Annotated in this window: 25 protein-coding genes; 12 read left to right on the top strand and 13 right to left on the bottom strand. The window is 74.3% G+C overall.

The genetic code is table 11. From position 1 onward, the window contains the following. Positions 1 to 19 precede the first annotated feature (19 nt). Positions 20 to 502, bottom strand: a complete 483-nt coding sequence (locus CNX65_RS17880; protein ID WP_096494534.1) for a GNAT family N-acetyltransferase — start codon at positions 500 to 502, stop codon at positions 20 to 22. A gap of 243 nt (positions 503 to 745) precedes the next feature. Here CNX65_RS17880 and CNX65_RS17875 point away from each other — a divergent pair, with 243 nt between their 5' ends. Next, on the top strand, positions 746 to 1,663 hold the full coding sequence (locus CNX65_RS17875; protein ID WP_232519886.1) for a restriction endonuclease: 918 nt from the start codon (positions 746 to 748) through the stop codon (positions 1,661 to 1,663). Positions 1,664 to 2,025: 362 nt separating this feature from the next. Here the strand turns inward: CNX65_RS17875 and CNX65_RS17870 are convergent, their stop codons facing one another. Together CNX65_RS17870 and CNX65_RS17865 are read right to left on the bottom strand one after the other, a co-directional pair. Next, positions 2,026 to 2,256 (bottom strand): DUF5703 family protein, encoded by a 231-nt coding sequence (locus CNX65_RS17870; protein ID WP_015802307.1) that lies wholly within the window; start codon positions 2,254 to 2,256, stop codon positions 2,026 to 2,028. Then, on the bottom strand, positions 2,253 to 3,218 hold the full coding sequence (locus CNX65_RS17865) for a YncE family protein (RefSeq protein ID WP_096494532.1): 966 nt from the start codon (positions 3,216 to 3,218) through the stop codon (positions 2,253 to 2,255). Before CNX65_RS17865 ends, CNX65_RS17870 begins: the two co-directional genes overlap by 4 nt. 165 nt (positions 3,219 to 3,383) lie before the next feature. Here CNX65_RS17865 and CNX65_RS17860 point away from each other — a divergent pair, with 165 nt between their 5' ends. Then, a complete protein-coding gene (locus tag CNX65_RS17860) occupies positions 3,384 to 4,616 on the top strand; it encodes a hypothetical protein (protein WP_096494530.1) in 1,233 nt (410 codons plus the stop codon). 30 nt (positions 4,617 to 4,646) lie between these two features. On the opposite strand, the gene CNX65_RS17855 is transcribed toward CNX65_RS17860, so the two are convergent. Then, positions 4,647 to 5,612: an aldo/keto reductase gene (locus CNX65_RS17855; protein WP_096494528.1), complete on the bottom strand. Its 966-nt coding sequence runs from the start codon at positions 5,610 to 5,612 to the stop codon at positions 4,647 to 4,649. Between the two features lie 61 nt (positions 5,613 to 5,673). On the opposite strand from CNX65_RS17855, the gene CNX65_RS17850 reads away from it, so the two are divergent. The 3 genes from CNX65_RS17850 (at position 5,674) to CNX65_RS17840 (ending at position 8,357) form a co-directional block, all read left to right on the top strand. Then, positions 5,674 to 6,723, top strand: coding sequence for an LLM class F420-dependent oxidoreductase (locus CNX65_RS17850; RefSeq protein WP_096494526.1), 1,050 nt, complete (start codon positions 5,674 to 5,676; stop codon positions 6,721 to 6,723). Continuing rightward, positions 6,720 to 7,544, top strand: a complete 825-nt coding sequence (locus tag CNX65_RS17845) for an undecaprenyl-diphosphate phosphatase (protein WP_096494524.1) — start codon at positions 6,720 to 6,722, stop codon at positions 7,542 to 7,544. The genes CNX65_RS17850 and CNX65_RS17845 overlap by 4 nt, the downstream gene beginning before the upstream one ends. 126 nt (positions 7,545 to 7,670) lie before the next feature. Beyond that, entirely contained in the window at positions 7,671 to 8,357 is a 687-nt protein-coding gene (locus CNX65_RS17840) for a histidine phosphatase family protein (RefSeq protein WP_096494522.1), read from the top strand. Between the two features lie 505 nt (positions 8,358 to 8,862). Here CNX65_RS17840 and CNX65_RS17835 read toward each other — a convergent pair. After that, positions 8,863 to 9,228 (bottom strand): VOC family protein, encoded by a 366-nt coding sequence (locus tag CNX65_RS17835; RefSeq protein ID WP_096494520.1) that lies wholly within the window; start codon positions 9,226 to 9,228, stop codon positions 8,863 to 8,865. A 93-nt stretch (positions 9,229 to 9,321) separates the two neighbouring features. Between CNX65_RS17835 and CNX65_RS17830 the strand changes: the two genes are divergently transcribed. The 5 genes from CNX65_RS17830 (at position 9,322) to CNX65_RS17810 (ending at position 16,443) form a co-directional block, all read left to right on the top strand. After that, entirely contained in the window at positions 9,322 to 10,053 is a 732-nt protein-coding gene (locus CNX65_RS17830) for an isocitrate lyase/PEP mutase family protein (RefSeq protein ID WP_177154611.1), read from the top strand. 116 nt (positions 10,054 to 10,169) lie between these two features. Beyond that, complete coding sequence (gene hrpA, locus CNX65_RS17825; RefSeq protein ID WP_096494516.1) at positions 10,170 to 14,090, top strand: ATP-dependent RNA helicase HrpA; 3,921 nt, start codon at positions 10,170 to 10,172, stop codon at positions 14,088 to 14,090. A 515-nt stretch (positions 14,091 to 14,605) separates the two neighbouring features. After that, a complete protein-coding gene (locus CNX65_RS17820) occupies positions 14,606 to 15,139 on the top strand; it encodes an MmyB family transcriptional regulator (protein ID WP_309142040.1) in 534 nt (177 codons plus the stop codon). Next, a complete protein-coding gene (locus CNX65_RS17815) occupies positions 15,118 to 15,441 on the top strand; it encodes a Rossmann-fold NAD(P)-binding domain-containing protein (protein WP_096494512.1) in 324 nt (107 codons plus the stop codon). Before CNX65_RS17820 ends, CNX65_RS17815 begins: the two co-directional genes overlap by 22 nt. Positions 15,442 to 15,489: 48 nt before the next feature. Continuing rightward, positions 15,490 to 16,443: a phosphotransferase gene (locus CNX65_RS17810; protein WP_096494510.1), complete on the top strand. Its 954-nt coding sequence runs from the start codon at positions 15,490 to 15,492 to the stop codon at positions 16,441 to 16,443. 44 nt (positions 16,444 to 16,487) lie between these two features. Here CNX65_RS17810 and CNX65_RS17805 read toward each other — a convergent pair whose 3' ends face one another. Beyond that, a complete protein-coding gene (locus tag CNX65_RS17805; protein ID WP_232519885.1) occupies positions 16,488 to 16,784 on the bottom strand; it encodes an ArsR/SmtB family transcription factor in 297 nt (98 codons plus the stop codon). Positions 16,785 to 16,840: 56 nt separating this feature from the next. On the opposite strand from CNX65_RS17805, the gene CNX65_RS17800 reads away from it, so the two are divergent. Next, on the top strand, positions 16,841 to 17,713 hold the full coding sequence (locus CNX65_RS17800; protein WP_157767709.1) for an NmrA family NAD(P)-binding protein: 873 nt from the start codon (positions 16,841 to 16,843) through the stop codon (positions 17,711 to 17,713). Positions 17,714 to 17,821: 108 nt separating this feature from the next. On the opposite strand, the gene CNX65_RS17795 is transcribed toward CNX65_RS17800, so the two are convergent. The 5 genes from CNX65_RS17795 to CNX65_RS17775 all read right to left on the bottom strand — a co-directional run bounded on the left by CNX65_RS17795 (position 17,822) and on the right by CNX65_RS17775 (position 24,653). Then, on the bottom strand, positions 17,822 to 18,307 hold the full coding sequence (locus CNX65_RS17795) for a MarR family winged helix-turn-helix transcriptional regulator (RefSeq protein WP_096494504.1): 486 nt from the start codon (positions 18,305 to 18,307) through the stop codon (positions 17,822 to 17,824). 174 nt (positions 18,308 to 18,481) lie between these two features. Beyond that, complete coding sequence (locus tag CNX65_RS17790) at positions 18,482 to 19,447, bottom strand: PP2C family serine/threonine-protein phosphatase (protein ID WP_218182075.1); 966 nt, start codon at positions 19,445 to 19,447, stop codon at positions 18,482 to 18,484. A gap of 2 nt (positions 19,448 to 19,449) precedes the next feature. After that, complete coding sequence (locus CNX65_RS17785) at positions 19,450 to 22,365, bottom strand: serine/threonine-protein kinase (RefSeq protein WP_096494500.1); 2,916 nt, start codon at positions 22,363 to 22,365, stop codon at positions 19,450 to 19,452. Between the two features lie 75 nt (positions 22,366 to 22,440). After that, positions 22,441 to 23,397: a glutamate ABC transporter substrate-binding protein gene (locus tag CNX65_RS17780; RefSeq protein WP_096494498.1), complete on the bottom strand. Its 957-nt coding sequence runs from the start codon at positions 23,395 to 23,397 to the stop codon at positions 22,441 to 22,443. Continuing rightward, positions 23,394 to 24,653, bottom strand: coding sequence for a hypothetical protein (locus CNX65_RS17775; RefSeq protein ID WP_096497847.1), 1,260 nt, complete (start codon positions 24,651 to 24,653; stop codon positions 23,394 to 23,396). Before CNX65_RS17775 ends, CNX65_RS17780 begins: the two co-directional genes overlap by 4 nt. A 109-nt stretch (positions 24,654 to 24,762) precedes the next feature. On the opposite strand from CNX65_RS17775, the gene CNX65_RS17770 reads away from it, so the two are divergent. After that, a complete protein-coding gene (locus tag CNX65_RS17770; protein WP_096494496.1) occupies positions 24,763 to 25,512 on the top strand; it encodes a metallophosphoesterase in 750 nt (249 codons plus the stop codon). Here CNX65_RS17770 and CNX65_RS17765 read toward each other — a convergent pair. Then, complete coding sequence (locus CNX65_RS17765; RefSeq protein WP_232519884.1) at positions 25,482 to 26,009, bottom strand: NADAR family protein; 528 nt, start codon at positions 26,007 to 26,009, stop codon at positions 25,482 to 25,484. The two genes, CNX65_RS17770 and CNX65_RS17765, sit on opposite strands and share 31 nt — an antisense overlap. Before the next feature lie 102 nt (positions 26,010 to 26,111). After that, on the bottom strand, positions 26,112 to 26,690 hold the full coding sequence (locus tag CNX65_RS17760) for a pyridoxamine 5'-phosphate oxidase family protein (protein ID WP_096494492.1): 579 nt from the start codon (positions 26,688 to 26,690) through the stop codon (positions 26,112 to 26,114). Positions 26,691 to 26,697 lie beyond the last annotated feature (7 nt).

Below are 26,697 nucleotides of genomic sequence, written 5' to 3'. Positions count from 1 at the left end.
TGCGTGCAGGCCGGGCCGGTCAGGCGCCGTTCGCGTCCGCCTGCCGGGCGCCGGGGCCGTCCGGCAGGGGAAGTTCGGCGAGCACCCGGTCCCCCTCGGTGCGCAGCTCCGCCCCGACCGCGCGCAGGACCGCGAGCGCCGCGGCGTTGTCGGCGGTGGTGTCGGCGAGCACCGCGCGCAGCCCGGCCCGCGTGGCGTGCGCCAGCACCAGCCGCAGCACGGCCTTGCCCACCCCGGAGCCGCGCGCGGACCTGGCCAGCCACATGCCGGTCTCGCCGTCGTCGGCCAACCGCACCATCCCCGCCGTGCGCCCGTCGACCAGCACCTCGAACGCGGGCATGGCCCGGTAGAAGGCGCGGAACTGCGCGTCGGTGGTCCAGCCGGGCGGCATGACGTCCTCGGGGTCGGCGTCGGCGAGGGCGACCCGCAGGAGCCGCTCGATCCCCGGCTCGTCCAGGGGGCGCAGGCTGACGTGCGGGGAGGCGGGGTCCTGGGTGTGCATCGGTACATCGTGGCGGATCACGCGGGGAGGGGTCACGGGGGATTGCCGATCAGTCGCGGACCGTGTTCGGGTGCGGCGGGCAGGCCGTGATCGGCACACCGCCTCGACGCCCCCTCGTCGACGGGAGCTGGGGATGGACATCGCGGAGCGCGCGCAGGCGCTGGCCATGGAGATCCGCAAGTCCAAGGCCGGGATCGAGACCGAGGAGGCGACCAAGAACGCCTTCGTGTCGACTACGCCATCGTGCACGACGGGCAGGTGCAGGTCCTGCTGGAGGCGAAGAAGGTCAACGACCCGCTCAGGCTGGAGCACGCCTCGCAGCTGTTCCGCTACTTCGCGGCGACCAACGCCCGGATCGCGATCCTGACCAACGGCGAGGTCTACCAGTTCTACACCGACCTCGACGCGCCCAACCGCATGGACGCCAAGCCGTTCCTGGTCATGGACTTCTCGGACGTGGACGAGACCCTGCTGCCGGAGCTGGCGAAGCTGACCAAGGAGGCGTTCGACCTCGACTCGGTGATCAGCGCGGCAGGCGAGCTCAAGTACATCGGGCAGCTCAAGCGGGTGCTCGCCGCGCAGTTCAAGGAGCCCGAGGACGACTGGGTGAAGTTCCTGGCCACCCGCGTCTACGAGGGCTCCTTCACCCAGCGGGTGCGCGAGCAGTTCGCGCCGCTGGTGGACAAGGCGTGCCGCCAGTTCCTCAACGACCAGGTCAACGACCGGCTCAAGAACGCGCTCGGCGGCGGGTCGTACGTGCGCGGGGTCGGGGCGGTCCCGGCGGAGGAGAGCGAGCCCGCGCCCGTCGAGGCCCCGCCCGCCGGGGTGCAGGAGCGGGGCGGGGACGTCGTCACCACCGAGGAGGAGATCGAGGGCTTCCGGATCGTGCGGGCCATCGTCTGCGGCTCGGTGCCCGCCACCAGGGTCTTCGCCCGCGACACCAAGACCTACTTCGGCGTGCTGCTCGACGACAACAACCGCAGGCCCATCGCCCGGCTGTGGTTCAACCGGTCCAAGAAGTACCTCGGGGTGTTCGACGAGCAGAAGGTCGAGACGCGCGTGGCCATCGAGCGGGTGGAGGACATCTACCTGCACGCCGAGCAGCTGCGGCTGACCGTGAACCGGTACCTGGGCGCCTCGGCCGAACCCCCGGCCGCCTGAGACGTCCTGATTGGCAGGAGCCCCGGAGGGCGCGGGTCCTCCGGGGCGCGGAGCTCGGGGTTCTCGGCGCGCTCGGTGAGCGGCGGGGCGCTCGGTGTGAGCAGAATGGGCGTCAGGACCCCGATCACCACAGGTGTGGTACCACAGGTGTGGTGGTTGAGGGCGGCCTCCAGCGCAACTGGGTCGCCCGCCCGCGACAGTATCGGCCGGTAGGGGTGCCCAGCAATGCCCGCGAACGGAGCAGCGCGCTGCGGTGAACGGCGGCCCAGGGGCTGCTCGGGAGCTGCCCAGGGCCACGTTCACCAGCGGTTACCCGCACCGCCGGCGCACCACGGGTACCCCGTCCGGGGCTCCGGGAAAGCTCAGATGCTCAGACCCGGCAGGGTGGCCGCCGTGCGCCTGCGCCGCAGCCACACCTTGCGCGACCCGTCGCCGAACAGCAGCGTCCTGGCCAGCTCCCAGCCCGCGAACTCCGCCTGGACGCTCAGCTGGATCGCCGCCGCCTTCCGCGACACCCCCGGCGGCAGCCGCAGCGGCCGGTACTCCCAGTCGCCCTCGACCACCGCGTCGCCCACCGACGGCTGCTCGCTCACGGTTCGATCACCTGCATCCCCTCGCCGCCCGCCGAGGCCACGTACACCCGGCCGGTCTCCGGGTCCACCGCCACCGAGTCGGGCTGGCGGACGGTCGCGTAGCGGTGGACCTCCCTGGGCTCACCGCCCGCCACGTCGAACGCGACGACCTCGTTGCGCTCGGTCAGCGTGATCCACGCCAGGTCGGTGCGCTCGTCGTAGGCCAGCCCGTACGGGCCGCCCGGCAGCGGGTAGCGCTGGCGCATGATCAGCGGGCTGCTGGAGAACGCCATGAACTCGCCGCCCCTGGTGTCCACCACCAGCGCCCGCCCGTACTTGTCGGCCACCGCGTTCGTCGCGCCCTCACCGGCCCGCAGGCCCGCGCCGGGCCGCTCGGCGGCCGGGTCCACGTCGAACACCGCGCTGCGCGGCCGGTCCAGCACGATCGCCCGGTCGCCGAACGCGAGCACCCGGTCGGGGCTGGAGAAGCCGCCCATCGCGCGCCCGCCCAGGTCCAGGTCCTTGGCCTCGCGGCGGGCCACCACCAGCCGCCCGCCCACCCGCGCCACGTCGACCGGCGCGCCGCCGACCTCCCGCGAGGTGGTCGTCGCGTCCGGGCGCACCGTCACCACGACGCCGCTGCCGGGCACCGGGGCCAGCACGTCCTGCCCGTCCACGACCAGCGACTCCACCGGTCCCGGCAGCGCCGCGGTCAGCGGGTCGCCGCCCGCGAGCGGGTACAGGGCCACCGACGGCGGGTCGGTCAGCGCGACGGCCACGTGCGAGGCGGTCACGGCCAGCGCGCTCGCCCTCCCGAGCGGCAGCACCGTCCCCTCGGGGGCGGTGGTGGTCGCGGGCGAGGCGGCGGGGGTGGCCGGGTGCAGGGTCGCCGCCACCTGGAGCGGGTCCGACGGGGTGTCCTCGACGGAGCAGCCGGTGACCAGGCACGCCCCGGTCAGCACCACCGCGGCCAGACGACGCACTGTTGGACCTCCAGTTAACCCGTTCGCACAACCGGACCCCAGCATCCATCACCGACCGGACGCCGTCACGCAGGGGGAGGGTGGAATCGCTGGTCCGGCGAGGTGATAGAGCCCCCGCCGACACCCACCCGTGGACACCATGCCCGGTGAACGGGAGGAGGGCGCATGACGGTGGACCGGCTCAAGGAGCGGCACCAGGAGCTGCTGCGCAACCGGAGGGTCGTGGACCACCTCGACCCCCTTCCCCGCCCCGTCCGCCCGGACGGCCGCTACCACACCTGGGCCACGGTCGGCGGCGAGCGGCGCGAGGTGCTGCTGGGGCGGTTGGTGGAGGTCAGGCTGCGCCCACCGGCCTACCGGCAGGAGCGGCTGCGGGACTGGCAGACCGCGCTGGAGGCGGCGCTGCCGCCGGTGCTGCGGCTGTCGTGGGCGGCGGGCCTGCCGGTGACCACGCCGCTGCACCCGGCGGTGTTCCCGACCGGCGCGCTGGACGGGCTGTGCCACCCGGTGCCCGGCGGCGGGGCGCTGCTGCTGGTCGACAGCGGGCTGCTGGACCTGCTGCGCGGGGTGGTGAAGATCATGGTGGCGGCCGGGCCGGAGGGCGGTGAGCCGCTGCTGGCGGGGGAGCGGGTCGGGTACGCGCTGGCCGAGGCGTTCAACGCGCACCTGCACGGCAACGGGGCCGCCCGTCCCAGACCGCTCCCGGAGCTGTCCGGGGCGCGCGCGGCGGTCGCGGGCGAGCTGTGGCGGCACGCGCTGGGGTTCCTGCTGGCGCACGAGGTGGCGCACGTGCTGCGCGGGGACCTGGTGTCGGGTGTCCGGTGGACCGAGGCGCGCACCCCGGTGGGGGTGCTGGACGCGCGGTCGGTGGGCTGGGCCGGTGAGCACGACGCGGACCGGCTGGCGGCGTCGGTGCTGCTGCGCGACGCGGACCGGGCGGCCCCGCGCGAGCGCGACGAGCGGGAGCGGCTGCTGGTGGTGGGGCTGCTGCTGCCGCTGTTCGTGCAGGAGGCGGTGCACGCGCTGGCCGAGCGCACCGGGGCGCCGGTGCCGTTCGCGGGCTGCCACCCGCCCGCCGCGGCCAGGGTGGGGGCGCTGGTGGAGCACCTGGCGCGGCGGGTGCGGGCTCCGGGGGCGGTGGAGCGGGCGGCGCGGGCCTCGGCGTGGCTGGAGGAGGCGGTGGACGGGGCGCCGCCGTGGCTGCTGGCGGCGCGGGAGCTGGCGGAGGAGGAGCCGGAGCCCGGTCGCGAGCGGGCGGCGGCGCACCACCCGGCCAAGCGGCGGGGGAGGCGGGTGACCAGGCAGGCGGGGAGCGGCGCCCAGGCGGGCCGGACCCCGCCCACCGGGCAGGCGGGCCAGACGGGTCAGGGGGCGGGGCGCGCACCGGACGAGGGCTGAACGGGGCAGGCGCGCGGAGGCCGGACCCGCTCAGCCCAGCTCGGTCTCCGGGTAGCCGAACCCCACCGCGCTCACGTCGTCCAGCGCCGCGCGGATCGCGGACGGCAGCACGAGGTCCTCGCTGGCCAGGGACGCCACCAGCTGCACGGTGTCCCTGGCCCCCACGATCGGCGCGACCACGCCGGGCCGGTCCCGCACCCACGCCAGCGCCACCCGCAGCGGCGAGCTGCCCAGGCCCTCGGCGGCGGTCAGCACGGCCTGCACGATCCGCGCCGCCCGCTCGGTGCGGTGCCGCTGCACGTACCCGGCCAGCGCCTCGGACGCCCCGCGCGAGTCGGCGGGCGTTGCGTGCCGGTACTTGCCGGTGAGCACGCCGCGCCCCAGCGGCGCCCACGGCAGCAGCCCCACCCGGTGGTGCCGCGCGGCGGGCGCGACCTCGCGCTCCACGCCCCGCTCCACCAGCGAGTACTCGACCTGGTTCGACACGATCGGGGTGTGGCCGGGCAGGGCGGCGGCGGTGCCCAGCTGCCAGCCGCAGTAGTTGGACACCCCGGCGTAGCGGACCTTGCCGGAGGCGATCGCCGAGTCCAGCGCGGACAGGGTCTCGTCCAGGGGCACGGCGGGGTCCCAGGCGTGCAGCTGCCACAGGTCGACGTGGTCCACGCCGAGCCTGCGCAGGGAGCCGTCGAGCGCGGCCAGCAGCGCTCCGCGCGAGGCGCCGCCGCCGAACGGGCCGTCGTCGCGCCGCGCGACCGCCTTGGTCGCCAGCACCACCCGATCGCGCGGGACGACCTCGCCCAGCAGTGCGCCGAGGATGCGCTCCGCTTCCCCGTCGGAGTAGACGTCGGCGGTGTCCACGAGCGTGCCGCCCGCCTCGGTGAAGGCCTGGAGCTGGCTCGCCGCCTGGTCGGGCCCGGTGTCCAGGCCCCAGGTCATGGTGCCGAGCCCGAGCCGGGACACCCGCAGACCGCTGCGTCCCAGGTATCGCTGTTCCACCCCGCGAAGCCTAGAGGGTGATCACCTGGCCATCGTGGTTACCGGTCGGTAGGGTCCGCGTGTGCGACTGGGACTGAACCTCGGGTACTGGGGCGCGGGCAACGACGCCGCGAACCTCGAACTGGCCAAGGAAGCCGACCGGCTCGGCTTCTCGGTGGTCTGGGCGGCGGAGGCCTACGGGTCGGACGCGCCGTCCGTGCTCTCGTGGGTGGCCGCCCACACCGAACGCGTGGACGTGGGCAGCGCCATCATGCAGATCCCCGCCAGGACACCGGCCATGGCGGCGATGACGGCGGCCACCCTGGACACCCTGTCCGGTGGGCGGTTCCGGATGGGGCTGGGCGTGTCCGGGCCGCAGGTGTCGGAGGGCTGGCACGGCGTGCGCTTCGACAAGCCGCTCGCGCGCACCCGCGAGTACGTGGAGATCGTGCGCACGGCGCTGCGCCGCGAGCGGCTCAGGCACGAGGGCGAGCACTACGTGCTGCCGCTGCCGGACGGCCCCGGCAAGGCGCTCACCCTGACCGTGCACCCCGTGCGCGAGCACATCCCGCTCTACCTGGCGGCCGTGGGCCCGAAGAACGTCCAGCTCGCGGGCGAGATCGCCGACGGGTGGTTGGCGCTGTTCTTCTCCCCCGAGCAGGCCGGGGAGTCCCTCGACCTGCTGCGCGCCGGTCGCGAGAAGGCCGGGAAGACCCTCGACGGGTTCGACGTGGTGCCCACCGCGCCGCTGGTCGTGGGCGAGGACTGGCGGGCGTGCGCGGACCTGGTGCGGCCGTACGCGGCGCTGTACGTGGGCGGCATGGGCAGCAGGCAGAAGAACTTCTACAACGACCTCGCGGTGCGCATGGGCTACGCCGCCGAGGCCGCCGAGGTGCAGGAGCGGTACCTGGCCAAGGACTACGCGGGGGCGATGGCGGCGCTGCCGCTGGAGTTCCTGGACGCCACCTCGCTGCTCGGTCCGGTGGAGCGGATCGCCGACCGGATGGCCGCCTACGCCCAAGCGGGGGTCACGACGCTGACCGTCTCGCCCATGCTGCAAGATCTGGCCCAGGGGACGGCCGCGCTCCGCGCGGCGTCCGAGGCTTTGGATCTGGCGGGAGTGGGTAGTTGAGCTGGTTGCAGGCCATCGTCCTCGGCCTGGTGCAGGGACTCACGGAATTCCTCCCCATCTCGTCGTCGGCGCACGTGCGCATCGTGTCCACGCTGTTCTTCGGCAACGACGCGGGCGCCTCGTTCACCGCGGTGATCCAGCTGGGGACCGAGCTGGCAGTGCTGATCTACTTCGCCAAGGACATCGGCGGGCTCCTGTCCGCCTGGTTCAAGGGCTTGGTCAGCAAGGCCGCCCGGAAGACCGAGAACTACCGGATGGCGTGGTACGTCATCCTCGGGTCGATTCCGATCAGCGTCCTTGGCCTGGTCTTCAAGGACGAGATCCGCTCGTCGCTGCGAAACCTGTGGATCACGGCGATCGTGCTGGTCGTGTTCGGCATCCTGCTCGGCGTGGCTGACCACGTCGGCAAGCAGGTGCGCTCGAAGTTGGAGTTGAAGGACGCCGTCGGCATGGGCTTCGCCCAGGCCATGGCCCTCATCCCCGGTGTCTCCCGCTCCGGCGGGACGCTCACCGCGGGTCTGTTCCTGGGGCTGGACCGGGCCGCCGCGGCCCGGTACTCGTTCCTGCTGGCCCTGCCCGCCGTGTTCGGCGCCGGCCTGTTCAGCATCCCGGACGTGCTCGACCGCTCCGAGGCGAACGCCGCCTCGGTGCCGCAGATGATCGTGGCGACGCTGGTGTCGTTCGTGGTCGGCTACGCCACCATCGCGTGGCTGCTGCGGTACGTGTCGAAGCACAGCTACTCGGTGTTCGTGTGGTACCGGCTGCTGCTGGGCCTGGTGCTGATGGGTCTGCTGTCGATGAACCTGATCAGCGCGACCTGAGTTCGGCGGGGACCTGGCTCTCCCCGGTGGCCCGGAACGCGACGGCGCGTTCCGGGCCACCGGCGTCTCCGGGGGTGCGGCGGGCCCGCGCGGTGATCGGTTCGCGGGGCGATTTAGGCTGGCAGCGTGGCTACTGTGATCCTTCTGCGGCACGCGCGCTCGACCGCCAACGGCTCCGCGATCCTGGCGGGCAGGCAACCGGGGGTGCGGCTCGCGGAGGACGGCGAGCGGCAGGCCCGCGCGCTCGTGGACCGGCTCGCCGGGGTGCGCCTGGACGCGGTGGTGACCTCGCCGCTGGAGCGCTGCGGGCAGACCCTGGAGCCGCTGCTGGCCGAGCGCGGCCTCACCGCGACCGTCGAGCCGGACCTGGCCGAGGTCGAGTACGGCGAGTGGACCGGCAGGCCCATCAAGGAGCTGCTGCAGGAGCCGCTGTGGAAGGTGGTGCAGCAGCACCCGTCCGCCGCGGTGTTCCCCGGCGGCGAGGGGCTGGCGCGGGTGCAGGCCAGGGCGGTGGCGGCGGTGCGGGCGCACGACGCGCGGGTCACCGAGGAGTTCGGGCCCGGCGCGGTGTGGCTGGCGTGCAGCCACGGCGACGTGATCAAGTCGCTGCTGGCGGACGCGCTGGGCGCGCACCTGGACGGGTTCCAGCGGATCGTGGTCGACCCGGCGTCGCTGTCGGTGGTCCGGTACACCGAGACCCGGCCGTTCGTGCTGCGGGTCAACGACAACGGTGGCGCCCTGGCCGACGTGGTCCCCCCGATCGAGAAGCCGGCGTCCTCGGACGCGGTCGTCGGGGGCACCACCGGGGCGTGAGCCCGGCCTCGGATCGGAGAGGGTGGCCCCCGGCCGGGGCAGGGTGGGCCGGGGGCCACTGGTCCTGTGCGCGCCTGACCGGCTGGGTGGTCGGGCGGATCTGATCGTATGGCGGGAAACGCGCTGGTGAGCGCGGTCCCGCAATTAAGGAACCGGTGTGGAGTTGTCCCGTTCGGGTGCGGTCGAGCGGCCCAACGGGGCGGGTGAACCCCGGAAAAGCGCAGCTCAAACGGCGCGGAAACACGCCGGAAACACAGCGGGCAAGCGCACGTGAGGGGGAATCGGCTGCGACCTCCGGCCCAGGCCGGTCGTCGGGCGGCTGTTTACTGTTAACGACGCTGTGTGCACCGGTGGTCACCCTCCGGGACCATCGGGGGTGTCGGCCAGGTGGCGGCGGGGGTGCGGCCGGACGGGGACGGGGACCGGGACGGCGGCGCGAGAGGGTCGGGTCGGAGTGGGGCGCGGGGTGGGGTGGGGCGGGGTGCGAGCGCCGGCGGGGCGGTGGCTACGCCTGCGGCGCCCACAGGCAGAACGGGTGACCGGCCGGGTCCAGGGGCGCCCGCACGTCCGCCTGCGGCTGGCGCCCGGCCAGGCGGGCGCCCGGCTCCAGGGCCCGCGCCACCCCGGCCGCCAGGTCGGTCACCTCGACGTCCGGGTGCGTCATCATCCGAGGGTCGCCCTCGGCGGCGGGCCACACCGGCGGCCGGTGGGCGGGCTCGCACTGGAACGACAGGCCCGCGCCGCCCGCCGGGTCGCGCAGCGTCACCCGCTCCTCCTCGTCGTCGGCGATCTCCCAGCCGAGCGGCGCGCCGTAGAACAGCGCCAGACCCCTGGGGTCGGTGGTGTCGAGGACGGTCGCGGTCAGCTTCACCCCCTCGGGTCTGCTCTCACCCGGACGTGGGCGCGGCGGTCGGTGCGGACCGTTCGGTGTGGATCCGGGCGCGCGGTGGCCTACGGTCGCACCATGATCACCGAACGCTCCGCCCCGGCCGCCGCGCTGCGGGCGCTGCACGTGCCCGGCGACCCGCTCGTGCTGCCCAACGCCTGGGACGTGCCGTCCGCGCTCGCCGTCGAGCGGGCCGGGTTCGGCGCGGTCGCCACGGCCAGCGCCGCGGTGTCCGCGTCCCTGGGCCACCCGGACGGGGAGGCGATGCCGGTGGACGAGGCGTTCGCCGCGATCGCCCGCATCGCCTCGGCGGTCGCGGTCCCGGTCACCGCCGACGTCGAGCACGGGTACGGCCTGGGCGCCGCTGAGCTGGCCGGGCGGCTGGCTGAGGCGGGCGCGGTCGGGTGCAACGTCGAGGACTCGCTGGAGGAGCGGGAGCTGCTGGACGCCGACCGGCACGCCGACTACCTGCGGGAACTGCGCGCGGCCGACCCCGACCTGGTGATCAACGCCCGGATCGACGTCTTCCTGCTGGGCGGGGACGTCGCGGAGGCGTTGCGCAGGGCCCGGCTGTACGCGGAGGCGGGCGCGGACTGCGTGTACCCGATCGGGCTCGCCGACGAGGCGGGCATCGGGGAGTTCGTCGGCGGCGCCGGGCTGCCGGTCAACGTGCTGCGGTCCCCGGCCGCGCCCGCCGCGCCCCGGTTGGCGCAGCTGGGGGTGGCGCGGATCAGCCACGGGCCGTTCGTGCACCGGGAGGTCATGGCCGCGCACGCCGAGCTGCTGGCGAGGTTGCGCGCCGAGCGCTGAGCCGGGTCGTCGAGCCGGAACGCGGGCCCGGAACCCCCGCCCAGCGCGTGAAGCCCGCGTGAAGCGGGGGTTCTGGCGGATAACGGCTGGCCGCCACCACTATCCTTGTGGGCAGTATGAACACGCCGTCTTTCGCCGACCTGCAGCAACGCCTGCCCCAGCTCATGACTCGGGACCAGCGCCGCCTGCGCCGCCGCCTCGACGGCGTCCGCAAGATGCGCGACGAGCGGGCACGGGCAGGCGTGACCGCCGAGATCGCCGCCGAGTTCGACCAGGCCGAGCTGAGGGTGGCGCTGCGCCGCGAGGCCCTGCCCACGATCACCTACCCGGCCGAGCTGCCGGTGAGCGCGCACAAGGACGAGATCGCCGCGCTCATCCGCGACCACCAGGTGGTGGTCGTGGCCGGTGAGACCGGGTCGGGCAAGACCACGCAGCTGCCCAAGATCTGCCTCGAGCTGGGCCGGGGCGTCCTCGGCCAGATCGGGCACACCCAGCCGCGCAGGCTCGCCGCCCGCACCGTCGCCGAGCGCGTCGCCGAGGAGCTGGGCACCGAGCTGGGCGCGGCGGTCGGCTACAAGGTCCGGTTCACCGACCAGTCCGGCGACGACACGCTGGTCAAGCTCATGACCGACGGCATCCTGCTCGCCGAGCTCCAGACCGACCGGATGCTCTCCCGCTACGACACGATCATCATCGACGAGGCGCACGAGCGCAGCCTCAACGTCGACTTCCTCCTCGGCTACCTCAAGCAGTTGCTGCCCCAGCGCCCGGACCTCAAGGTCGTCATCACCTCGGCGACCATCGACCCGCAGCGCTTCTCCCGGCACTTCTCCGACGCGCCCGTCATCGAGGTCTCCGGCCGCACCTACCCGGTCGAGGTGCGCTACCGGCCGCTGGTCGACCCGGAGGACCCGGAGGCCGACCCGGACCGCGACCAGACCCAGGGCATCTGCGACGCCGTGCGCGAGCTCCAGGCCGAGGGGCCCGGCGACGTGCTGGTGTTCCTGTCCGGCGAGCGGGAGATCCGCGACACCGCCGACGCCCTGAACGCGCTCAAGCTGCGCGACACCGAGGTGCTGCCGCTGTTCGCGCGGCTGTCGTTCGCCGAGCAGCACCGGGTGTTCCAGCCGCACCGGGGCAGGCGGGTCGTGCTGGCCACGAACGTGGCCGAGACCTCGCTGACCGTGCCCGGCATCAAGTACGTGATCGACCCCGGCACCGCCCGCGTCTCCCGCTACAGCCACCGGCTCAAGGTGCAGCGCCTGCCCATCGAACCGGTGTCTCAGGCCTCGGCCAACCAGCGCAAGGGGCGGTGCGGCCGGGTGTCCGAGGGCATCTGCGTGCGGCTGTACTCCGAGGACGACTTCCTGGCGCGGCCGGAGTTCACCGACCCGGAGATCCTGCGCACCAACCTGGCGTCGGTCATCCTGCAGATGACCTCGATCGGCCTCGGCGACATCGCCGGGTTCCCGTTCATCGACCCGCCCGAGGCGCGCAACATCAGCGACGGCGTGCAGCTGCTCCAGGAGCTGGGGGCGCTGGCGCCCACGCAGGGGCGGGAGCTGACGCCGCTGGGGCGCAAGCTCGCGCAGCTGCCGATCGACCCGCGCCTGGCGCGGATGGTCGTGGAGGCCGACCGCAACGGGTGCGTGCGCGAGGTCATGGTGATCGCGGCGGCGCTGTCCATCCAGGACCCGCGCGAGCGACCCGCCGACAAGCAGCAGGCCGCCGACGAGCAGCACGCCCGGTTCAAGGACGCGGGGTCGGACTTCACCTCGTACCTGAAGCTGTGGGAGTACCTGAAGGAGCAGCAGAAGGAGCGCTCCTCGAACCAGTTCCGCAAGATGTGCCGCACCGAGTTCCTGAACTACCTGCGGGTGCGCGAGTGGCAGGACGTGTACGCGCAGCTGCGGCAGGTCGCCAAGACGCTCGGGGTGCACGTCAACACCGAGCCGGGCGAGACGCGCAACATCCACGTGAGCCTGTTGTCCGGGCTGCTCTCGCACATCGGGCTCAAGGACGTGCCCAAGCGCGAGCAGGGGAAGAAGGAGCAGGGCAGGCGGCAGCTCGCCGAGTTCCTGGGGGCGCGGGGGGCGCGGTTCGCGGTGTTCCCCGGTTCGGCGCTGAGCAAGCAGCCGCCGCAGTGGGTCATGGCGGCGGAGCTGGTGGAGACCTCCCGGCTCTGGGGGCGCACGGTCGCGAAGATCGAGCCGGAGTGGGCGGAGCGGCTGGCCGAGCACCTGGTCAAGCGCACGTACAGCGAGCCGAGGTGGGACGCCAAGCGCGGGGCGGTCGTGGCGACCGAGAAGGTGACGCTGTACGGGGTGCCGATCGTGGCTGCCCGGCGGGTCAACTACGGGCGGATCGACCCCGAGCTGTCGCGGGAGCTGTTCATCCGGCACGCGCTGGTGCAGGGCGAGTGGAGCACGCACCACGCGTTCTACGCGCGCAACCAGGAGCTGCTGGCCGAGGTCGCGGAGCTGGAGAACCGGGCGCGGCGGCGGGACATCGTGGTCGACGAGGAGACGATCTTCGACTTCTACGCGGAACGGGTCCCGGCGGACGTGGTGTCGGCGCGGCACTTCGACTCGTGGTGGAAGAAGGCGCGGCACGAGGACGCCGAGCTGTTGACGTTCAGCAAGAAGATGCTGGTCAACGACGTGGCGAAGGTGGAGCCCGAGGCCTACCCGGACGAGATGGACCGGGGTGGGCTCACGTTCTCGCTGTCCTACCGGTTCGAGCCGGGGGTGGGCGGGGACGGGGTGACGGTGCGGTTGCCGCTGCCCGCGCTGACGAAGGTGCCGGACGACGCGCTGTCGTGGCAGGTGCCGGGGCTGCGGACCGAGCTGGTGGTGGCGCTGATCCGGTCGCTGCCCAAGCCGGTGCGGCGCAACTTCGTGCCGGTGCCGGACGTGGCGGCGGCTGCGCTGTCGCGGATCGGGGTGGACGAGGCGCTGCTGCCCGCGCTGGAGCGGGAGCTGCGGGCGCTGACCGGGGTCGTGGTGCCGCGTGAGGAGTGGAACCTCGACCAGGTTCCCGATCACCTGAGGTTGACGTTCCAGGTGGTGGGGGAGGCGGGCGAGGAGCTGGCCGTGGGGAAGGACCCCGCGGCGTTGAAGTTGCGGCTCAAGCAGCGGTTGCGGGCGAGCCTGGCGGAGGCCGCGGGGAGCTGGGCCCGGACCGGGGTGGTGCGGTGGGACTTCGGCGACCTGCCGCGCGCGGTGCGGCGGGAGCGGTCGGGGATCGTGGTCACGGCCTATCCGGCGCTGGTGGACAAGGGGACCAGCGTGGCGGTGGAGATCCTGGACACGCCTGGGCGGCAGGCGCACGCCATGCGGTTGGGGACGCGGCGGTTGGTCACGTTGAACGTGCCGTCGCCGGTGAAGCTGCTGCAGCGCGGGTTGAGCAACTCGGAGAAGTTGACGCTGACCCGGAACCCGCACGGTGGGGTCGCGCCGTTGTTGGCGGACTGCATCGCGGCGGCCGTCGACAAGCTGGTGGCCGACGCCGGGGGGCCGGTGTGGAAGCAGGACGCCTTCGCGGGGTTGACGGAGAAGGTCCGGGTCGGGCTGGGCGAGGCGGTGTTCGAGGTTGTGGGGCGGGTTCGGAAGGTCTTGGAGGCGGCTCAGGAGGCCGAGCTGGCCATCGGGGCGGTTCGGGGGCCTGGGGTTGAGGAGTCGTTGGCCGACGCTCGGGCGCAGTTGAGCGGGCTGGTGCACGCCGGGTTCGTGGCTGAGGCCGGGGCGGCCCGGTTGGACGATGTGGTGCGGTACCTGAAGGGGATCTCGGTTCGGGTGGAGAAGCTCGGGCGGGATGTTCGGCGGGATCAGGAGTGGATGGACCGGGTGCACGCGGTGCACGCGGAGTACCGGGAATTGCGGGCCAAGTTGCCTTCGGATGAGCCGCAGCCGGGGTTGGACGAGGTTCGGTGGATGGTGGAGGAGCTGCGGTTGAGCTACTTCGCGCAGACCATCGGGGCTCGGTACACGGTTTCGGACAAGAGGATTTTTAAGGCTTTGGACGCGGTTCCTCGGTGAGTCGGTCTTGGGTGGGTTGGTCTTGGGTGGGTGGGTGTTGGGTGGGCGAGTGGGTGGTGAAGGGCTTTAAAAACTGAAGAGCACGCCTCGCCGGCGGGGCAGACCTCCAAAAAAGAGGGGGACGGGCTCTGCCGGCCGGTGGCTGTTGGTCCTTGGGACCCGTCTACTGCGAACTGCTGCGGTGGGCGGGGTCCCTCTTCTCCGTTTGGCCTCCTTTCAGGCAAGCACAGGCGTCAAGACGCCGTTTGACTCGGGCGGTCTGCCGCGCAGTGCGGCGGCGTCTTGACACCTGCGCTCGGGCTTCGCCAGGCCAAACGGAGAAGAGGGACGCGGGATTGGGGCGGCTGCGGGCTCGCTGCGCTCGCCCCGCAGCCCGCGAAGCGGTCGGGCTGCGAAGCGGTCAACCTGCTGGGCGGTCGGCTGGCGGTGGGGTGTGGGTGCACCTGGTTGGGGCAGGCTTGTCGGGCTGGTTGGCGCGACGATGGTGCTGTGACCGGGATTGAGATTCTGAGGCTGTGCTCGACGCGTTAGCCGGGGCTTTGCGGCTTGACGAAGCTGAGCGTGAGCACTTGCGGGTGTTGGGGGCGCCTCGGCGGGGTGGGCGGGCTCGGGTTCGGGCTCGGCTTGGGCGGGTTCGGCCCAATCTGGTTCGGATGTTGTTCCTGGACCCGCACCACCGGGCGTTGTACTGCGATTGGGACGGGAAGGCCCAGGTTGCGGTTGCCGCCTTGCAGCGGGCTGCGGCTCGGCGGGTGGTGGACGTGGAGTTGGACCGGCTCGTCGGGGAGCTGGTGGTGGCCAGTCCGGAGTTCGCGCGGATGTGGGCTCGGCGGCCGGTGCGGAGCTGCTCGCACCACGTGCGGGAGTTGGACCACCCGGTTGTGGGGCGGGTGAGGTTGGTCAACGAGACGGTGGTGCTGCCCGACGACGACCAGTGGATGGGGTTGTTCCACGCTGCGCCGGGCAGTGCCGACGCGGACGCTCTGGCGTCGTTGGCGCAGGGGGTCGGGCGGGGCGGCACAGGGAGGTGGACGAGTTCTCGGCGCTGACCGTGGACGGGTTGCGGGAGAACATGCGGGCCAAGTTCTTCGGGCAGGTCGACCCGGTGCTGACGGGGCAGCACCACTGCGCGGACGGGGCCTCGTTCACGTTGACCTCGGGGGTTTTCGGGGATCTGCGGGTCACCGTGGTCAGCCCCGCGATGGTCGCGGAGTCCGCAGGGGTGTTCGGCGGGCTGTTCCCTGTGATCGGGGTGGTGTCGGTTGCCGAGTTGGTGGGGCACTACGTGGAGTGCGTCGAGGGGGCGGGGAGCGGGCGGGTTGTGTGGGCTTGCGGGTGGGGGCGTCGGTGATCGGATAACCGGTGGCCGGGGTGTCCGGCGTGGTGGGATCATCCCGGCATGACCGGTTTCGCGTCACCGCAGGACATCGCCGCACGCACCTCCGCCGCGCTCGACGCGGCCGTCGAGGCCGGTCGGGAGCTCGGGTTGGACGTCGGCGAGGCCGAGGTGCTGTACGAGCTGTTCTCCGTCGTCGTGCACCTCGCGCCCTCGCCCGTCGTGGCCCGCATCCCCGTCGTGCTGCCCGCCACGACCACGCTCGACTCGCTCGCCGCGCGGCAGCGGGACGAGCTGGCGGTCGCCTCGTGGCTCGCCGGGCGCGGGGTGCCGGTGATCGAGCCCAGCCCGCTGGCGCCCGCCGAGCCGGTGCGGCGGGGCGGGTTCTCCATGACGTTCTGGGCGTACGTCGAGCAGGACCGGGAGCGGGAGCCGGACTACGCGGCCAACACCCGGAGCACGGCGCGGTTGCACGCGGCGTTGCGCGACTACCCGGGTGAGCTGGCGTTCCTGTCCTCGGCGGAACCGGAGTTCGTCACGGCGGCGCTGGCCGAGCTGGCGTCGCGGCCGGAGCTGCTGGCCGCCGACGACCTGGAGCGGGCGGTGCGCGAGTGGGAGGTGCTGGAGCCGCTGGTGCGCTCGCGGGAGGCCTTCGAGGCCCGGTTCCCAGGGGTGCCGCTCCAGCCGGTGCACGGCGACTCGCCGCCCGCGAACATCTTCCACGGGGTGGAGGGGGACCGGTACTCGGACTTCGAGATGGTCACCCTCGGGCCGGTCGAGTGGGACCTGGGCGGACTTGGACCGCTGGCGCCCGCGTACGACGAGGGCGCTCGGGAGGTCGGGGTCAGGGAGTTGGACGCGGACGTGCTGGCGTTCGTGGACGCGGTGGGGAAGTTGCGGATCATCGCGTGCCTGACGCTGGTGCCGCAGTTGCCGGTGCTGGCGGACTACCTCACGCCCGCCGTGGGGCAGTGGCGGGAAGGGGCGTTCGCCGGGGGTGTCGTGGCGGCGGGCTGACGGGCCGTGCCGGGGAGGGCCTCACAGGGTGGTGGGGCCCTTCGTCATTCCAGGGTCAGGACGGTGGCGAGCAGGCCGGGGAAGCGGGTCTCGAACTCCGGGCGGAGCGAGTGCCAGCAGCGGGTGCCCTCGGGTCTGACGCGCACCACACCCGCGTTGCGCAGGGTCGTGAAGTGGTGGCTCAGGGTCGACTGCGAGACCGGCACGTCGAACCGTGCGCCCTGGTGCTCCCGCCCGTCGCCGAGCGCGCGCACGATGGCCAGGCGGACCGGGTCGCCCAGGGCGGACAGGGCCTTGACCAGGGGAACGTCGGCGAGGTCGGGGTGATCGGGGTGGCGCACGCGGGTGAGAGTACCTTTCATCGATGTTCGACGTTCATCGATGAAAGGGGTTGCCGGTGATCCTGGTGACGGGTGCGACGGGGACGATCGGCGGCGCGCTGGCCGGGCGGCTGGCGGAGGCCGGGGTCCCGTTCCGCGCGCTGGTGCGCAGGGCGGACGCGGTGGTGCCGGGCGCGGAGCTGGTCGTGGGCGACCTGGACGCCCCGGAGACGCTGCCCGCCGCGTTCGAGGGCGTCGACCAGGTCTTCCTCAACACCGCGGGGCCCTACCCGAGCGAGGAGCCGGTGATCGCCCAGCAGTTCGCCGCGATCGACGCCGCGGTGGCGGCCGGGGTCGGGCACGTGGTGAAGGTGTCCACGGTCGGCGCGCGGGCGGGGCTGCCGATGCCCATGGGGACCCACGCGCGGATCGAGGCCCACCTGGCGGAGTCCGGCCTGGAGGCGACCGTGCTGCGCCCCAACAGCGTGATGCAGAACCTCGTCCGGGGGATCACGACCTTCACGGCCGCCGGTGAGCTGTTCGAGCCGTTCGGCGGGCCGGTCGCGTACGTGGACGCGCGCGACGTGGCCGACTGCGCGTTCGCGGTGCTCACCGGTTCGGCGCCCAGGGGTGGGGTGCACGACGTGACCGGGCCCAGGTCGTTGACGCCCGATCAGGTGGTGTTCGTCCTGTCCGCTGTGCTGGGCCGCCCGGTCGGGCTGGTGCGGCCGGGGCTCGACGGGCTGGAGGAGGTGCTGGTGGCGCGGGGGATGCCGCAGGCGTACGCCGAGCACTTCGTCGAGCTGGCGCGGCTGGTCTCGGACGGGGCGCTGTCCGGGGCCACCGGGACGGTCGCCGCCCTCACCGGGCACCCGCCCCGGACGATCGAGGCGTTCATCAACGAGCACCGCGATCGGGTGAACGCGGCGCTGGACGCGGCGAAGGGCTGATCCGCCCCCTTCCCAGCGCTCGGCGGTCCCGCACCGCGCGCCGCGCGCCGCGCGCCGGGCGCGGACGCGCGGTCCCGGCCGGGTGCGGGAAACGCGGCGGACCGGGCGCTACTCGTGGGCCTGGAGCAGTGCGCTCAGCGCGTCCGCCACCAGCGCTCGGGTCTCCTGCGGCAGCGGGGACAGCAGGGCGGCGCAGCGGGTGGCGTGCTCGGTCAGCAGGGCGTCCACCAGGGCTCGGCCCGTCGGGGTGAGGTTGACGCGGACGACCCTGCGGTCCTTGCGCTCGGGGGTGCGCTCGATCAGGCCCTTCGCGGTCATGCGGTCGAGGCGGTTGGTGATGGCGCCCGCCGTGACCAGGGACGACGTCAGGAACGCGCCCGCCGTCAACCCCCGCTCGCCGCCCGCGCGGCGCAGGGTGGTGAGGACGTCGAACTCGCCCGGTTCCAGGCGGTGCGCGGCCAGGAAGTCGCGCTGGGACCGCTCCAGGAGCCGCGCCAGGCGGGTGACGCGGGTCAGCACGGCCAGCGGGGTCAGGTCCAGGTCGGGGCGTTCCTCGGCCCACTGGTCCAGCAGTTCGTCCACCACGTCGCCCACGGCCGGTCACCTCCCAGGAGCGGGAGGTTACCTCGCCCGAACGGGTTAACGGCCGGGGTCGGGGAAACCTGTGGGTGTGGCGGGGCGGAGTTGCCACGCCCACAGGGGTGAGGCCGCCCCGCCCGTGCGGGGGATCAGGTGGTCGACGACGAGCCCCAGCGTCCCCCGCCCGCCTCAGCCCCCGCCCCGCAGCTGCACCACCACCACGGTGATGTTGTCGTGCCCACCCGCCTCCAGCGCCACGTCCACCAGCTTCCGCGCGGCCTCCAGCGGCGGCGCCCCCAGGGGCAGCGCGTCCGCGATGTGCTCCGGCTCCGGCAGGTAGTTCCACAGCCCGTCGCTGCACAGCACCAGCGCCCCCGCCGTCGCGGGCCGCAGCGACACCACCTGCGGGGTCGAGCTCTCCGCGCCCGAGCCGAGCCAGCGCGAGAGCACGTGCGCCCGCCGGTCGGTCTTGGCCTCCTCCTCGGTGAGCTGCCCGGTCGCCACCAGGTGCGCCGCCCACGTGTCGTCCGTGGTCAGCCTGGCCGCGCCCGACTCGGCCACCAGGTACGCCCGGCTGTCGCCGATCCAGCCCACCGTGACCGTGCCGTCCAACCCGACCGACGCGGACACGAACGTGCAGGACGGCGCCAGCTCCGGCGCCTCCGGCCTGGCCAGCCTGCTCACCGCCGCGCCCGCCGAGGTCGCCGCGTCGGTGGTGGCCTGCTCGGTGTCCGACCCGGCCAGCACCCCGGTCAGCAGCACGTCCAGCGCCGTGTCGGCGGCCAGCTGCGAGGCCTGCTCGGCCCGCTCGGAGGACGCGACCCCGTCGCACACCACCACCGCGAGCCCGCGCCCGCGCGCCCGGCCGAACGCCATCGAGTCCTCGTTGCGCTTGCGCCGCCTCCCCCGGTCGCTCACCCCGGCCATGCCGGGAAGGGTGAACTCGACGCGGTCGCGCGGCGACGGCCGGGTTCTGCCGCACTGCGGGCAGGCGCCGTCCTCCCCGTAGTCGCCCTCCCCGCACGGGCACCGCTCGTCGGGCAGGGCGGGCGGCCCTCCGACGGGGGTGCGCCGCAGGCGCAGGTTGCGGCCACAGGCCGCGCAGAACCGGTCTTGCGCCGTCACGGGGGCGGCGCACTCGGGGCAAGCATCCATGATCACACCAGTGTCCTCGGCCGGACCGCGTTCGCACGGTCGACCAGCGCTATCCGTTCCTCCGGGGTGTCGGCGAGCCTGGCGAGCAGCCGGTAGCTGCGCTCCAGACCGAGCCGCAGCCCCTTGTCGGTGACCGCGCAGCCCAGCAGTCGCGCGCTCACCCTGCGGTCCTCCGCCGGGACGGCCAGCGCCGCCGCCAGCAGCTCCGCCGTCAACTCGGCCCGACGGCCCGCGTCCAGCGCGAGCGGCTCCAGCAGGGAGCCCGCCCGCAGCACGTCCGCGATGCCGCCCATGGCCAGCACGTGCACCGCGCTCACCCGCGCGGCCACGTGGTGCCGGGACGTGTCGGGCACCGTGTGCAGCACCTCCACCGCCCCGTCCCGGTCGTCGTCGCACGCCAGCAGCGCGCGCGCCAGGCCGAACGCGGCGGCGGTGTGCGCGTGGTCGGTGCGCCACACCACCCGGTACAGCTCGGCCGCCGCCCGGTGCTCGCCCGCCGCCTCCGCGCACACCGCCGCGGCCAGCTTCGGCGCGGCCTCGCCGGGCAGCACGTCGCCGATCCCGTCGAACAGCTCCCGCGCCGCCTGCACGCGGCCCCCGGCCAGGGCGATCAGGCCCCGGTACCAGTCCGGCCGCCAGTCGTCGGAGGCGGGCGCGGCCGGGTCGTCGTCGGCCAGCCGGTCCAGGGCGTCCAGCTCGGCCAGCGCCTGCGCGGGCAGGTCGCTGTCCAGCAGGGCCCGCACCACCCGCAGCCGCACCTCCAGGGTGACCTCCGGGGCGCGCCGCAGGATGCGCACCACCTCGGACGGCTCGCCGGTGGTGGTGGCCAGCAGGCCCGCCGCCGGGTCGCCCAGGTCGACCTGCGGCACCGCCAGCCCCAGCGCGGCCTCGCCCCGGTCCAGCTCGCCGCCGCAGCCGAACGCCCGCCGCTCCGGCGTGAACTGCCGCGACAGGCCCGGCCGCTGCCTGCCGTCCTGCGCGGCCAGCACCTCCCGCAGCACCCCGGTCAGCTGCTCGGCCATCTCCCCGGCCGAGGCGAACCGCTGGTTGGGGTCCGGGTGGCAGGCGCGCAGCAGGAACCGCCGCAGCGAGTCGTGCTCGGCCAGCAGCGGCTGCTCGACCGCGTCGGGCAGGGACCTGAGGTGCTTGCCCCGGAAGTCGAAGCGGAAGCACATCAGCGCCAGCGCCCGCCCGACCGTGTACAGGTCGGAGGCCACCGACGGGCCGCGCTTGCCGATCTCCGGGGCCTGGTAGCCGATGGTGCCGTAGATGGGGGAGGTGCGGTCGTCGGCGCGGCGCACCGCGCCCAGGTCGATGAGCTTGAGCTGCTCCTCGGTCTGGATCACGTTGTCCGGCTTGAAGTCGCAGTACAGCAGGCCCACGCCGTGCAGGTAGCCGAGCGCGGGCAGCACCTCCAGCGCGTAGGCGATGGCCCGCTCCACCGGCAGCGCGCCCGACCGGTCGTTGATCAGGTCCTTGACGGTGGTGCCGCCGACGTACTCCATGACGATGTAGTCGGTGGGGTCGCCGGTGCGCCGGTCGGTGTGCCGCACGAAGTTGTGGATCTTCACGATGGTGGGGTGCTCGACCTCGGCCAGGAACCGCCGCTCGGCGACGGCGGCGGCCTTCGCGTCGGCGTCCCCGGAGTCCAGCAGGCCCTTGAGCACGACCCAGCGGTTGGACACGGCGGTGTCGGCGGCCAGGTAGATCCAGCCCAGGCCGCCGTGCGCCAGGCAGCCGAGCACCTCGTACTGGCCGTGCAGCAGCTCGCCCCTGGCCAGCTTGGGGGCGAACGAGTAGCCGTGGCCGCAGTGCGTGCAGAACCCCTCGACCAGTCCGGGGCGCCCGGAGCGGGTGCGCCCGACCTCCTTGCCGCAGGCGCTGCAGAACCGCTTGGCCTCGGGCACCTCGGGGTTGACCAGCACCGCCTGCTTGGGGTCCCGGTAGGGCACCGGCGGCACCTCGACCAGGCCAGCGCCGAGCCTGCCGCGCGGGGCGGCGGACCGGGTGGAGCCCCGCCGGGTCCGGCCGCTGGACGAGCCGGAGCCCGCGGAACCGGTCCGGGAGCGCGACCCGGAGCGGGAACCCGAGCGGGACTTGGAGTCGCGGGAGCCGCGCACCGACCGGCCCCAGGTGGCGGGCCAGGCGGCCGTGCCGCCGGGACGACCGGCGGTGTCGGGCACAGTGCCCTCGGCGGTGGCCGGGCCGCTGTCGTCGTCATCGTCCCAGGTGGGGGCCTGGGCGCGGGTGCCCGCGCTGTCGGGGTCGTCGTCGAAGCGCGGGGGACGGGCGCGGGTCGCCCCGCTGTCCCGGTCCGCCTCGGGCGACCACGCCCCGGTCGCGCCGCTGTCCGGGCCCGCGTCGGGCGCCCACGCCCCCGTCGCCGCGCTGTCCCGGTCGGCGGAGGGCGACCAGGCCCCGGTGGCCCCGCTGTCCGGGGCCTCGTCGGCGGGCCAGGCGCCGGTCGCGCCGCTGTCGTCGTCCCACGTCGGCCGCTGCGCCAGGGTGCCGTCGCGCCCGGCGGGCGGGGGCAGGCGGCGGGGCGGTGCGGTCGCGCCCGTGGCCGTCGCCGGGAACAGCCGGGCGCGGGTGTCCTCGCCGGACCGGGCGTTCGGGACGTCCCGGTCGCCATCGGCCTGGGCGGTCCAGTCCAGGGGCACGCTGGAGCGCGTGGCCCCCGGCGCGGTCCGCTCCCACGACGGCGCCTGCCGCGCGGTGTCCTGCGGCGAGGGCGCCGGGTACGCGGCCGTGCCGTGCTGCACGGTGCCCTGCGGCGCCGTCCCCTGCTGCGCGCGCCGCTGGGCGGCCCGCCGCGCCGCGTTCACCGGGGCGCGCTCGGCGGGCTGGCCGCACAGCGGGCAGAACGCGTCCTCGGCCGCCAGCTCCCCGGTGCAGCCCGGACTCGCGCACCCGGTCATCGGACGACCTCGCTGGTCATCGCCGCTCCTCCGCTCCGGCACCCGCCGCACCTCCCCGCCCGCTCCAGCCCACCGTCAGTCCCGGTACTCCGGCGCGGGCGGCGCGGGCGGGTCGCCCAGCCACTTGCGGTGGATCCGCGCCCACGTCCCGTCCGCCCGCACCCGCTCCAGCACGCCGTTGACGAACCTGGTCAGGTCGTCCGCGCCCTTGGCCACGCCGATCCCGTACGACTCGGTGGTGAGCCGGGGCCCGACCACCTCGGTGTACGGGTCCTGCGCGGCGAACCCGGCCAGGATCGTGTCGTCGGTGGAGATCGCGTCCACCTGCCCCTGCTGGAGCATCACCAGGCAGTCCGTCCAGTTCGGCACCGCCACCGGCACCGGCCCCGACGGGTGGGCGCGCACGTGGGCCAGCGAGCTGGAGCCGGTCGTCGCGCACACCTTCCGCCCCGACAGCGCGGTCAGCCCGGTGATGCCGGAGTCCTTGGGCACCAGCACCCGCTGCCCCGCCTCGTAGTAGCTGGTGGAGAAGTTGACCCGCCGCCACCGCTCGCAGGTGATCGTCATGGTGCGCACCACCACGTCCACCTCGCCGGTCTCCAGCGCGGGCAGCCGCTGGTCGGAGTTGAGCACCCGGAACCGCACCCTGGTCGGGTCGCCCAGCAGCGACCGGGCCACCTCGCGGGCCAGGTCGACGTCGAAGCCCTGCAGCTCACCGGTGAACGGGTCGCGGAACCCCATCAGGTAGGTGTTCTGGTCCACGCCCACCACCAGCTGCCCCCGCTCGGCGATGCGCCGCATCGTGCTGCCCTGGGGCATCGCGCCGGGCGCGGGCAGCGGCCGGGTCGGGCGCAGGCTGGCGGTGCAGTCCTGCCCGGCGGTGGGCTCCTGGGCCTCGCGGGGCAGCACGGTGGCCTCCGCCGGTCCCGGCCGCACCGCCGAGTCGCCGCCGATCGGGGGCGCCGAGCTGGGCACCGGCGCGCACGCGGTCGCCAGCAGCGCCGCCGCCACGAGCCCCAGGCGCGCCCTCACCGGTACTCCTTGAGCCGCTGCCACACCCCGGCCAGGCACGCGAACGCGGCGATCGCGGACAGCAGCGCCACCACGTCCACCGCGCCGCCCAGCGCCCCGCGCGCCGACGCGACCGCCCCGTTGGCCTCGGTGCGGGCCGCCACGAGCGCGTCCACCAGGTCCCGGTCCAGCGCGTCGAACGCGGAGGCCGCGCCCTCGGAGCCGGTGCCCAGCGCCAGGTCGACCGCGCCCTCCCAGTCGCCCCGGTCGTCGGCGGCGCGCAGCATCGCGTGCGCCCGCTGCCAGCGCCGGTGGTGCTCGCCCGCGTCACCGGCGTGGGCCTGCGCGAGCAGCTCCTCCAGCTCGCTGTCCAGCCGCCGGTAGCCGTCCTCGTAGGCGGTGGCCCCGCCGCCCCTGGTGACCAGGGCGAGGGTCTCGTCGCCGCGCGCGCTCAGCGTGGCGATGCGGGCCTGGGCGAGCACGTCGACCTGCCGGGCGGCGGTCTGGCCCGCGCCGGTGTCGGCGACCACGACCAGGCTGGCCACCAGCGACCACAGCAGGGCGATCACCGAGGCGGCGCTGGCCACGACCAGGCCGATGTTGAGCAGCCGGTTGCTGGTCAGGAACAGGTAGCGCTGCGCGCCCGCCAGCGCGGACAGCAGCACCCCGCCCAGCAGCAGCTCGGTCCACGGCAGCACGCCCGCCGCCGCCAGCTCGGAGGCGGTGGCGTCGGACTGGGCGCGGTGCAGGTCGTGGGCGGCGGGCAGCAGGGTGCCGCGCATCAGCTCGGACGCCTCCCGCAGGTAGGCCGCGCCCACCGGGTTGCCCTGCCGGTTGTGCACGCGCGCGGTCTCGACCAGGCCGGTGTAGACGGGCAGCTGCTGCGCGAGGGTGTCGATCTCGTCCGCCAGTGGCCCGGCGCGGGTGGGGGCGTCGGTGGCGGCGGACAGGGCGGAGGAGGCGCGGGCGATGTCGTCCTCGTAGCGCTGGCGCAGCTGCGGCGACTCGACCCCGCCGGACAGGAACGCGCTCGCGGCGGTCGCGTCCGCGTCGGCCATCGCCCGGTAGACCTCCTGCGCGGCGTACGCCAGCGGCTCGGTCTGGTCGGCCAGCACGCTCAGCGCGTCGGTGCGCCGCTGGACCGACTGGGCGGTCAGCAGACCCACCAGCAGGCTCAGCCCGGCGAGCGCCAAGGCGAGCAGGGTGAGCCGTCCGGGGGTGGTCCTGGCCAGGTTCAGCGCGCGCCTCTGCAGGGCGCTCCGGGCTCTGGACCGCACCGGCACGTGCCTACACCCCCGAGTTCGTTCGGGTGGCCAGCGATCTGGCCCAGTGGACTGGAGCGTACTTTTCCGCTGATCGGCTCAGGCTGCGAATCGGAGGAAAGCAGTGATCATCCTCGCGCACTTCAGCGACACCCACTTCGACGGGGGTGACCACGCCGCCCCCAGGGCCGAGCGCGTGGTGGGCTACCTGCGCGGACTCGCTCGACCGGTCGACGCCGCAGTGCTGACCGGCGACGTGGTGGACAACGGGCTCCGGGTGGAGTACGAGGAGGCCGCGCGGGTCCTCGGCGGGCTGGAGCAGCCGCTGCTGGCGCTGCCGGGCAACCACGACTCCCGGTCGCCGTTCCGCGAGGTGCTGCTCGGCGAGGGGCCGGGCGACGGGCCGGTGAACCGGGTGGCGCGGGTGGGCGAGGTGGTGCTCGCGCTGGTCGACTCGACGGTGCCCGGACAGGACGGCGGGGCGCTCGCGGACGAGACCCTGGAGTGGTTGGACGCGGTCCTGGCCGAAGCCGCCGGGGCGCCGGCCCTGGTGTGCCTGCACCACCCGCCGGCGCCGGTGCGGCACCCGGTGCTGGACCCGATCGGGCTGGACGCGCCGGAGCGGCTGGCGCGGGTGGTGCGGGGCCGCAAGGGGCTGCTGGCGCTGCTGTGCGGGCACTCGCACAGCCCCATGGTCGGGTCGCTGGCCGGGGTGCCGGTGCTCAGCGCGCCCGGCGTGGTCTCGACGCTGGTGCCGCCGTGGGAGGGCGAGCGGCCCAACGACGAGGGCGCGCCGCCCGCGCTGGCGTTCCACGTCATCGCGGACGGGCAGCTCACCACCCACTACCGGCTGGTTCCCCAGCCCTGGGCCTGACCCGAGGCCAGCCGGGCGCGGGCGAGCATCAGCGCCTCACCGAGCAGGTTGAGCCCGCGCCACCGCTGCGGGTCGCCGGCGCGCGGGTCGTCGGCGGCGAGCCCGATGCCCCAGATCCGGTCCACCGGGCTCGCCTCCACCAGCACCCGCTCGCCGGTGCCCAGCAGGTAGGCGCGCAGGTCGTCGTGCTGCCCGAACTTGGCCTCGTTCAGCCGGGCGACCAGCTCCAGGCGCTCGCGCACCCAGGTGTCCTCGTCGAAGCCGCGCACCTGGCGGCCCAGCGACTTGGCCTCACCGGGCGTGCGGGCCTCGGCGATGCGCCCGGCGGTGTGCTCGTCGCCGAACAACAGCGCCTTGCCGGTCATCATGGCGTGCTCGGCGGTGGGGTGGACGCGGCCGTCCAGCTCGAACGGCCGCTCCCACCACTGGCTCAGGCACTCCCGGCCCAGCTCGCCGTCGCGGTGCGGGGTGTGGCCCCAGAAGAACAGGAACTTCATGGGGGCATTGCAGCCCATCGGGGGCGGTGGGGACCAGCGGTTTTCCGGCGCGAGGCGCTCACCCGGCCCGCCCGATCACCACCCGCTCCGCCCGATCGCCCCTCACCCGCGCGGCGGCACCGGCATCGGCAGGGCGGGCAGCCCGTCGATGCTCGTGTTGTTGTGCGGCTTGCCCTCGCAGTACGCCCGGAACTCCTCGTCGCTCTTGCGCCCGAAGTGCCGGGCGTGCAGCTCCCGCTCGCCCCGGTAGTCCAGGAACGGCACGGCGTACCCGCAGGTGTCGCTGACCAGCCCGGCCGTCACGACCACCACCGCCCGCAGCCCCGGCCCGTCCGCCTCGCCGAACCCGGCCACCAGGTCGGCGAAGCGCGGGTCGTCGCGGAACACCGGCTCGCCCCTCCCGTGCACCCGCACGATCTTCGGCGGCCCGTCGAAGGCGCACCACATGAGCGTGATGCGCCCGTTCTCCCGCAGGTGGGCGATGGTCTCGGCGTGGCTGCCGCCGAAGTCCAGGTACGCCACCCGCCGCTCGTCCAGCACCCGCAGCGTGCCGGAGCGGCCCTTGGGCGAGAGGTTCACGTGCCCGTCGCCGTCCAGCGGGGCGGTCGCGGTGAAGAACACCGGCTGGGCCTCGATGAACTCCCGCAACCGGCCGTCGATGCGCTCGTAGGTCTTCCCCATGCCGGCC

The sequence above is a fragment of the Actinosynnema pretiosum genome (assembly GCF_002354875.1).
GTDB classification, from domain to species: Bacteria; Actinomycetota; Actinomycetes; order Mycobacteriales; family Pseudonocardiaceae; genus Actinosynnema; species Actinosynnema auranticum.
This window is presented reverse-complemented; position numbering and strand designations above follow the sequence as displayed.